Genomic DNA, 6,591 nt, shown 5'->3' with positions numbered 1-6,591 from the left:
GCTTTACCTTCGGCAAAACCTTCTTTAATATCAATTAGAACTACTTCTGAAGCAAAGTCTTTGATAGCAATATACTCTGCACAACTGGCACCTACTGCTCCGGCACCTACTACAGTTACTTTCATGGGTTTAAGGGTTTATTTTTACAAACGCGGCAAAGTTAAGCAGCCTTAATTCTAAATAAAATTCAGGCACAAATGTTTAGCACATTATTTTATCAATGGCTTGCGCTCTCTTTCCGGGCATACCAAATGCTAGTGGTTTGAGTAGACAATTTGAAGTGCTCTGAAATTCTGAAACCAACTAGCCAGGCAATTTCTCCTTTAGACTCTAAAACCATCACCTTCCCTTTTTCTGATAAAGGCACCTTGGCATCGATTAAAAAGTCGCTGACCAGTTTGCGCTTGCCCTTCATGCCCAGAGGAGCAAACGAATCGCCCATTTTCCAGGGTCTCAAATGCAAGGGAAAACGGAGTCTTTCGAAGTCGAGCATGGCATTTTCAGACGCTTTATCTACCGCAACCTGACCTGCAGAGCATAACCGAATGGTGTAGCCAACCCCATTTACCTTAAAGCTACCGGTGTTTTCCATAACCACCTGTGGTAGCACCTCTGCATTGCTGTCGTTGACTATTAAAAGATCCTCTCTATCTATAACAAGCCTATGACTTGCCGAGAGGAATACTTTCCCAACTTCTGTATTTTCTTGCAAGCAATCGAACAACTGTTGGCAAGTAGCATAGTTAAAACTGAAGTCTCTAAGTAGCTCATATAGATCATACGCGCTCTGACATACACTTAGCACAGCCTTTTTGGACAAATGAAAACCATTCGTACCGGTTTTTATAAACTCCGACCTCCAACCATCATACAGCCTTTCAGAAGTATAATAACGAGCGGATAGTTTTTGCAGGTTTTGAGCCATTACCCCTGTAAAATCCGGATTGAGCTGGTGCATAATAGGAATGAGCTGATGCCTGATAAGATTTCTTTTGTAATACGACTCCGCATTACTGGCATCTTCGCGCCACTCTATTCCCGTTGCTGTGGCAAATTCTATCAATTCTTCTTTGGTGAACTCCAACAAGGGGCGTATTACCTCCCGGTTGCATGGCGCAATTCCCCTCAGTCCTTTCAACGAAGTTCCTCTGGCCAAATTCAAAAAGAATGTTTCTATGGAGTCATCTAAATGATGAGCTATAGCCACTTTCTGGCAATTGTGAGTTATCCGAAGCATTTTGAACCACTCATAACGCAACTCACGGGCAGCCATTTGGGTAGAAATACCCTTTTGTTGGGAATAGGCCTTGGTTTGGAAGCGTTGTACCTCAAAAGTGATGGCCTCTTTGCGACAATAATTTCTTACCAGGTCTTCATCCCTATTTGCCTCTTCGCCCCTCAATTGAAAATTGCAATGAGCTACCACCAAAGGGTATCCTGACTTTTTGAGCAAATGAAGTAGAGTCATTGAATCTACCCCTCCACTCACTCCTACCAGAATGCGATCGCCCGGGTCTATCAAGGCATGCTTTTTGATAAACTGTAAAAAGCGATCATACATGACCCAAAAATAGCACAAATCGCTAATTTTGCCCCCCGTACGAATGAGAAGACTCACATTTTACCTAATTATACTAGCCTTGTGCAGCCCATTAATGAGCCAAACCGAGGTAAAGCTCAAACGAGCAGGCTTTTTAGCAAAAGTTAATATTGGCAAAGAAAGTGTGCAGCGACTCAAAAACGATGTTTGGCTGGTACAAGGCAACACCAACATTTACTGCGACTCGGCCTATCTGAATAAAGAAACCAATTCGGCCAGAGCTTTTGGCAGAGTAAGAATTATAGATACGGTAGACCCACTTCACATCGAGAGCGACTACATGGAGTACGATGGTAATACGCGAAGGGCCAAACTCCGCAACAATGTGGTAATGAAAGACGATAGCGTAACCCTCTACACTGATTTTCTGGATTACAACCGCACTACTAAAACCGGAAACTACTTTAATGGCGGACGCCTCATCGACTCTCAAAATGAGCTGCAGTCGCAATGGGGGTATTATCATACCCAAACCAAACAAGCCGAATTCTTTCAGAAGGTAACCATGACCAACCCTGATTTCGATCTGGCTGCCGATACGCTTTACTATAACACTAACACCTCTCTGGCCAAAACCAAGGGAAAAACCATAGGCATTACCTCTGACGCTGACACACTTAGAACCAACCATGGGCTTATTTATAACCGTCAGTTGCAGTATGCCGAAGTTTACCGAGGCAACATTAATGGCCCGGACTATTTTATTGAAGCAGACACGCTCATTACAGACGACCAAAAGCAGTTATACAACGCCAGCAGAAACATCAAGCTTATCTCTAAACCCGACTCACTGACCATATATGGTGAGAAGGGCTTCTACAATAAATTGAAAAAGACTTCGCTGGTCTACGACCAGGCCTATTTGCGAAAAATGATGGAAGGCGACTCTCTGTTTATTAGTGCAGACACGTTGTTCTCCGACCAATCTGATGAGAACAACAAGTACCTCACAGCATACCATCAGGTAAAAATGTTCAAATCGAATATGCAAGGCATGGCCGACTCGGTAAGCTATAATTTTGCCGACTCGGTGATTTACATGTACACCGATCCGGTTATTTGGGTAGAGAACAGCCAGATAAAAGCAGACTCCATTAACATTGAGGTTCGAAACAATAAAATCGACAAAATGAACCTCAGACTCAATTCGTTTGTGATTTCCAAAGATACTTTGGGAAACTACAATCAGGTAAAAGGCCGCGATATGGAGGTCTACTTTAATGAGGGGCTCATTAGTAAGACCCACGTAAACGGAAACGGTGAAAGTATTTATTACCTAAAAGAAACCTCGGGGGCTGTATCTATGAACAGCATGAAGTGCTCCAATATGGCTCTTTATTTTAGCCAAAATACCATAACAGAAATCCGTAATTATGAACAGGTAGACGGCCAGGTGAAGCCCGAATTTGAGATTAGCCGGTTAGACAGACGCTTGCGAGGCTTCAATTGGCTTGGCGATGAAAAACCCACTCTTGAACAAGTGGCGAGGCATTTACGATATGACCGCTAGCCGGGTTAAAAATGGTTAATCTTTCTAGCCTCAGTCACATAAAATTAATGAACCTCTTACCTTCGTTTGTGCTAAGCATACTTAACGCAAGAGCTTCGTTTCAAAATGAAGCACCATGGCTTAAAACTACTGTACGTCATAGCATTAATTGCTCTTAAGCCATTTGAACAAATTGGAAAAGTCTAATCAAACTGATAATTTTGCAGGCTCATGAAAAAAGCCCCTTTCTTTTTCGTTTTACTAGCCATTGTGAGTTTATACTCAAGTTGCACCACCACATTGGGCAAACTGGAGCGCTCCAACGATTACAACGAGCTGTATAACGGAGCCATAGCCTATTACGAAAGAGGCAAATACGATAGAGCCAAATTGCTCTTTGAACGCATATATCCCTATTACAGAGGTTCTGAACAAGCGGAAAAAATTAGATACTACTGGGCCTACAGCGAATACTATATGGGCCTATACCAGTTGGCCGCCTATCAGTTCAAAGAATTTTACCAGACATTTGGCCGAAGCCCATTGGCAGAAGAGGCACAATACATGGAAGCCTATTCGCTTTATCTTGACTCTCCCGATGCGGAACTAGACCAAAACAGTTCTGAACAGGCCGTAATAGCCATGCAAAACTTCCTGAACCGCTACCCCGCCTCTCAGCGCTATCAGGAAGCCAACCGAATAATAGATGAGCTTCAGGTACGGTTTGAAACCAAAGCCTACCAAACAGCCAAACTATACTACAAACTCACAACAGGGCTTTCTTACAGAAACTATTTAGAGGCAGCCCTCGTTACTTTTGAGGCTTTTAAAGAAGATTTTCCCGACTCCAAGTACAACGAGGAGTTGCTGTATCTGAGTGTTGAAACCAGTTTTAAGCTGGCCGACAACAGCATTACAACCAAGAGGAAAGAGCGGTTCGACAAAACGATCGAACTTTACAGAGAATTTACCGAAAAGTATCCTGAAAGCCAGTATACCAATCGGGTAAAAGACTATTACGAACAATCGATAAAAGAATTAAATAAACTGAAAACCGATTAATATGGCAGCAAGTCCATCAATCATTACCAGAGATACTGACCAAATAGCCGCTCAAACCGGCAACATTTATGAGTCAGTAGCTATTATCTCAAAAAGAGCTAAGCAAATTGCCAGCAACATGAAGGAGGAGCTCAACGGCAAGCTGGCCGAATTCGCTTCTACTGTGGATAACCTGGAAGAAATCTTCGAAAACAGAGAGCAAATTGAGATTTCTAAATTCTACGAAAGAATGCCAAAGCCTACAGCTATGGCCATTGAAGAGTTTTTGAATGGTGAAATCTACTTCAGATTCAAAGAAGCCGAAGAGGCTGCAGCAGAAGATAAATAATCTTCATGTTGAAGGGTAAGAAAATAATAGTCGGGGTAACCGGCAGCATAGCAGCCTACAAGGCTGCTATTTTCGTTAGGTTATTGGTAAAAGAAGGAGCGGAAGTGAAGGTTTTAATGACCGAAGCTGCCAAATCATTCATTTCTCCACTAACCCTTTCTACCCTATCTAAAAACCCGGTGCTTTCTGATTTTACTCAAGGCCAGGAAGGTGAGTGGAACAACCACGTAGACCTGGGGCTGTGGGCCGATGCATTCATTATAGCCCCGGCCAGTGCTAATACTATAGCCAAAATGGCTAATGGCCTTTGCGATAACCTGTTACTGGCCACCTACCTCTCCGCCCGTTGTCCGGTGCTTTTTGCCCCGGCCATGGACTTAGACATGTATCAGAACCCTGCGGTGCAGACCAACATTCAACGACTTCAGCAATTTGGCCATACACTCATAGAAGCACGGCACGGAGAACTAGCCAGTGGTCTTGTTGGCCAGGGACGAATGGCCGAACCGGAAGAGTTGACAGAAAGTCTCTCTGATTTTTTTGGCAGAAACGCCCCTCTAAAAGGCAAGAAGGTACTCATTACAGCAGGGCCAACCTATGAAGCCATAGATCCGGTACGGTTCATTGGCAACTACTCTTCGGGTAAAATGGGCTTTGCACTGGCTCAGGAAGCAGCTCAAATGGGTGCGCATGTCACCTTGGTGGCGGGCCCAACTCACTTAGTCATTGAACATCCCCTGGTGAATAGAATCAATGTAAGAAGTGGAAAAGAAATGTATGAGGCCTGTGAAGAACACTATGCCACATCGCACATCAATATATTTGCGGCAGCCGTGGCCGACTATGCCCCTGCTCAGGTGGCCAACCATAAGATAAAGAAGGAAAATGATACCTTTGAAATCAAACTGAGCAAGACCATAGACATTGCCAAAACACTCGGATCTAAAAAAAGAGAAGAACAATTCAATGTGGGTTTTGCTCTGGAAACCAACAACGAGATAGAACACGCCAAGGGAAAAATAAAAAGTAAAAACTTCGACCTGATCGTACTTAACTCGTTGCAAGACACAGGTGCAGGCTTCGGACACGATACCAATAAGATTACCCTCATTGACAAAGCCAATAATATTCAACATTTTGAGTTAAAGTCTAAAACCGAGGTTGCCAAAGACATTATCAAAAACATCGTTGAAAAAATTTAGCCTTTCACTACTTCTGTTACTCACTGGCCTGGCACCACTCTGTGCTCAGGAACTCAACTTTACAGTAAGTATTAATGCCGATGTTGTTCAAACCACTGAGCGTGGCATCTTTGAAGAAATGAAAACCGCTTTCGAACGGTTTTTGAATGACACGAAATGGACCGATGATCAGTTCAGAAACAATGAAAAAATAAAAGGCAACCTAATTCTCACCATTCAAGATCAGCCCAGCATTGGCAGATTTACAGCCAACGCTCAAATTCAGGTGGTGCGCCCCGTGTATGGTAGCACCTATGAAACATTGTTGCTCAACTTTGCCGACCGCGACTGGGAATTTCAATTTACACAATCGCAGCCGTTGCAATTCAATGAAAACAGCTTTACCAACAACATCACCTCCCTTCTGGCCTACTATGCTTATATCGCACTAGGCGTAGACTACGACTCTTTTAGTCCGCTTGGAGGTACATCGCACTATGAAAGAGCCCTAACCATAGTGAACAATGCACAAAACTCGGGAGCCGTTGGCTGGGGGCAGTTTCAAAGCCGAAGAAACAGATATTGGCTGGTAGAAAACCTCTTTAGCAACGGTCAGTTTCAACCGGTTAGACAAGCCCTATACGATTACCACCTCAACGGACTTGATATTTTTCAAGACACCCCCGAAGAAGCTCGTAAAAATATTTATGAATCGCTGGTAGAGATTCAAAAAGTAAATGCTATTCAACCCAATGCCATCCTCATTATTGCCTTTCTCGATGCAAAAAATGACGAATTGGTAAATATTTTTTCACAGGGTGAAATGTCTCTTCGCAGGCAGGTATACAACGAATTACTTAAGCTAGACCCAACCCGCAGGTCAAAGTACCAAAAGATTGTTCAAAACTGAGTTTAGCCCCTCGGCACTTGC

Annotated in this window: 7 protein-coding genes; 5 read left to right on the top strand and 2 right to left on the bottom strand. The window is 43.4% G+C overall.

All coding sequences use genetic code 11. From position 1 onward, the window contains the following. On the bottom strand, positions 1-125 hold a 125-nt coding region (locus B3763_RS08735; RefSeq protein ID WP_286745755.1), incomplete at its 3' end, for a lactate/malate family dehydrogenase. A gap of 92 nt (positions 126-217) precedes the next feature. After that, the gene (gene tilS / locus B3763_RS08730) at positions 218-1,618 is read right to left on the bottom strand and encodes a tRNA lysidine(34) synthetase TilS (RefSeq protein WP_286745751.1); all 1,401 of its coding nucleotides are present in this window, start codon (positions 1,616-1,618) and stop codon (positions 218-220) included. Between tilS and B3763_RS08725 the strand changes: the two genes are divergently transcribed. The 5 genes from B3763_RS08725 (at position 1,605) to B3763_RS08705 (ending at position 6,570) form a co-directional block, all read left to right on the top strand. Continuing rightward, positions 1,605-3,110, top strand: a complete 1,506-nt coding sequence (locus B3763_RS08725) for an OstA-like protein (protein ID WP_286745750.1) — start codon at positions 1,605-1,607, stop codon at positions 3,108-3,110. The two genes, tilS and B3763_RS08725, sit on opposite strands and share 14 nt — an antisense overlap. 210 nt (positions 3,111-3,320) lie before the next feature. Further along, complete coding sequence (locus B3763_RS08720) at positions 3,321-4,151, top strand: outer membrane protein assembly factor BamD (RefSeq protein ID WP_189629768.1); 831 nt, start codon at positions 3,321-3,323, stop codon at positions 4,149-4,151. 1 nt (position 4,152) lies between these two features. Beyond that, positions 4,153-4,479 (top strand): DNA-directed RNA polymerase subunit omega, encoded by a 327-nt coding sequence (locus B3763_RS08715; protein WP_189629767.1) that lies wholly within the window; start codon positions 4,153-4,155, stop codon positions 4,477-4,479. A gap of 5 nt (positions 4,480-4,484) precedes the next feature. After that, positions 4,485-5,681 (top strand): bifunctional phosphopantothenoylcysteine decarboxylase/phosphopantothenate--cysteine ligase CoaBC, encoded by a 1,197-nt coding sequence (coaBC, locus tag B3763_RS08710; RefSeq protein ID WP_286745747.1) that lies wholly within the window; start codon positions 4,485-4,487, stop codon positions 5,679-5,681. Beyond that, complete coding sequence (locus B3763_RS08705) at positions 5,668-6,570, top strand: DUF4835 family protein (RefSeq protein WP_286745745.1); 903 nt, start codon at positions 5,668-5,670, stop codon at positions 6,568-6,570. The genes coaBC and B3763_RS08705 overlap by 14 nt, the downstream gene beginning before the upstream one ends. Positions 6,571-6,591: the final 21 nt, after the last annotated feature.

This window comes from Roseivirga sp. UBA1976 (genome assembly GCF_002336325.1).
Taxonomy (GTDB): domain Bacteria; phylum Bacteroidota; class Bacteroidia; order Cytophagales; family Cyclobacteriaceae; genus Roseivirga; species Roseivirga thermotolerans.
Note: the sequence above shows the minus strand (reverse complement) of the source record. Positions and strands in the feature narration are given on the sequence as shown.

Bases quoted from the DNA above. Each gene is read 5' to 3' on its own strand.
- B3763_RS08725 (WP_286745750.1), top strand. From the start codon at position 1,605: ATGAGAAGACTCACATTTTACCTAATTATACTAGCCTTGTGCAGCCCA.
- B3763_RS08720 (WP_189629768.1), top strand. From the start codon at position 3,321: ATGAAAAAAGCCCCTTTCTTTTTCGTTTTACTAGCCATTGTGAGTTTA.
- B3763_RS08715 (WP_189629767.1), top strand. From the start codon at position 4,153: ATGGCAGCAAGTCCATCAATCATTACCAGAGATACTGACCAAATAGCC.
- coaBC (WP_286745747.1), top strand. From the start codon at position 4,485: ATGTTGAAGGGTAAGAAAATAATAGTCGGGGTAACCGGCAGCATAGCA.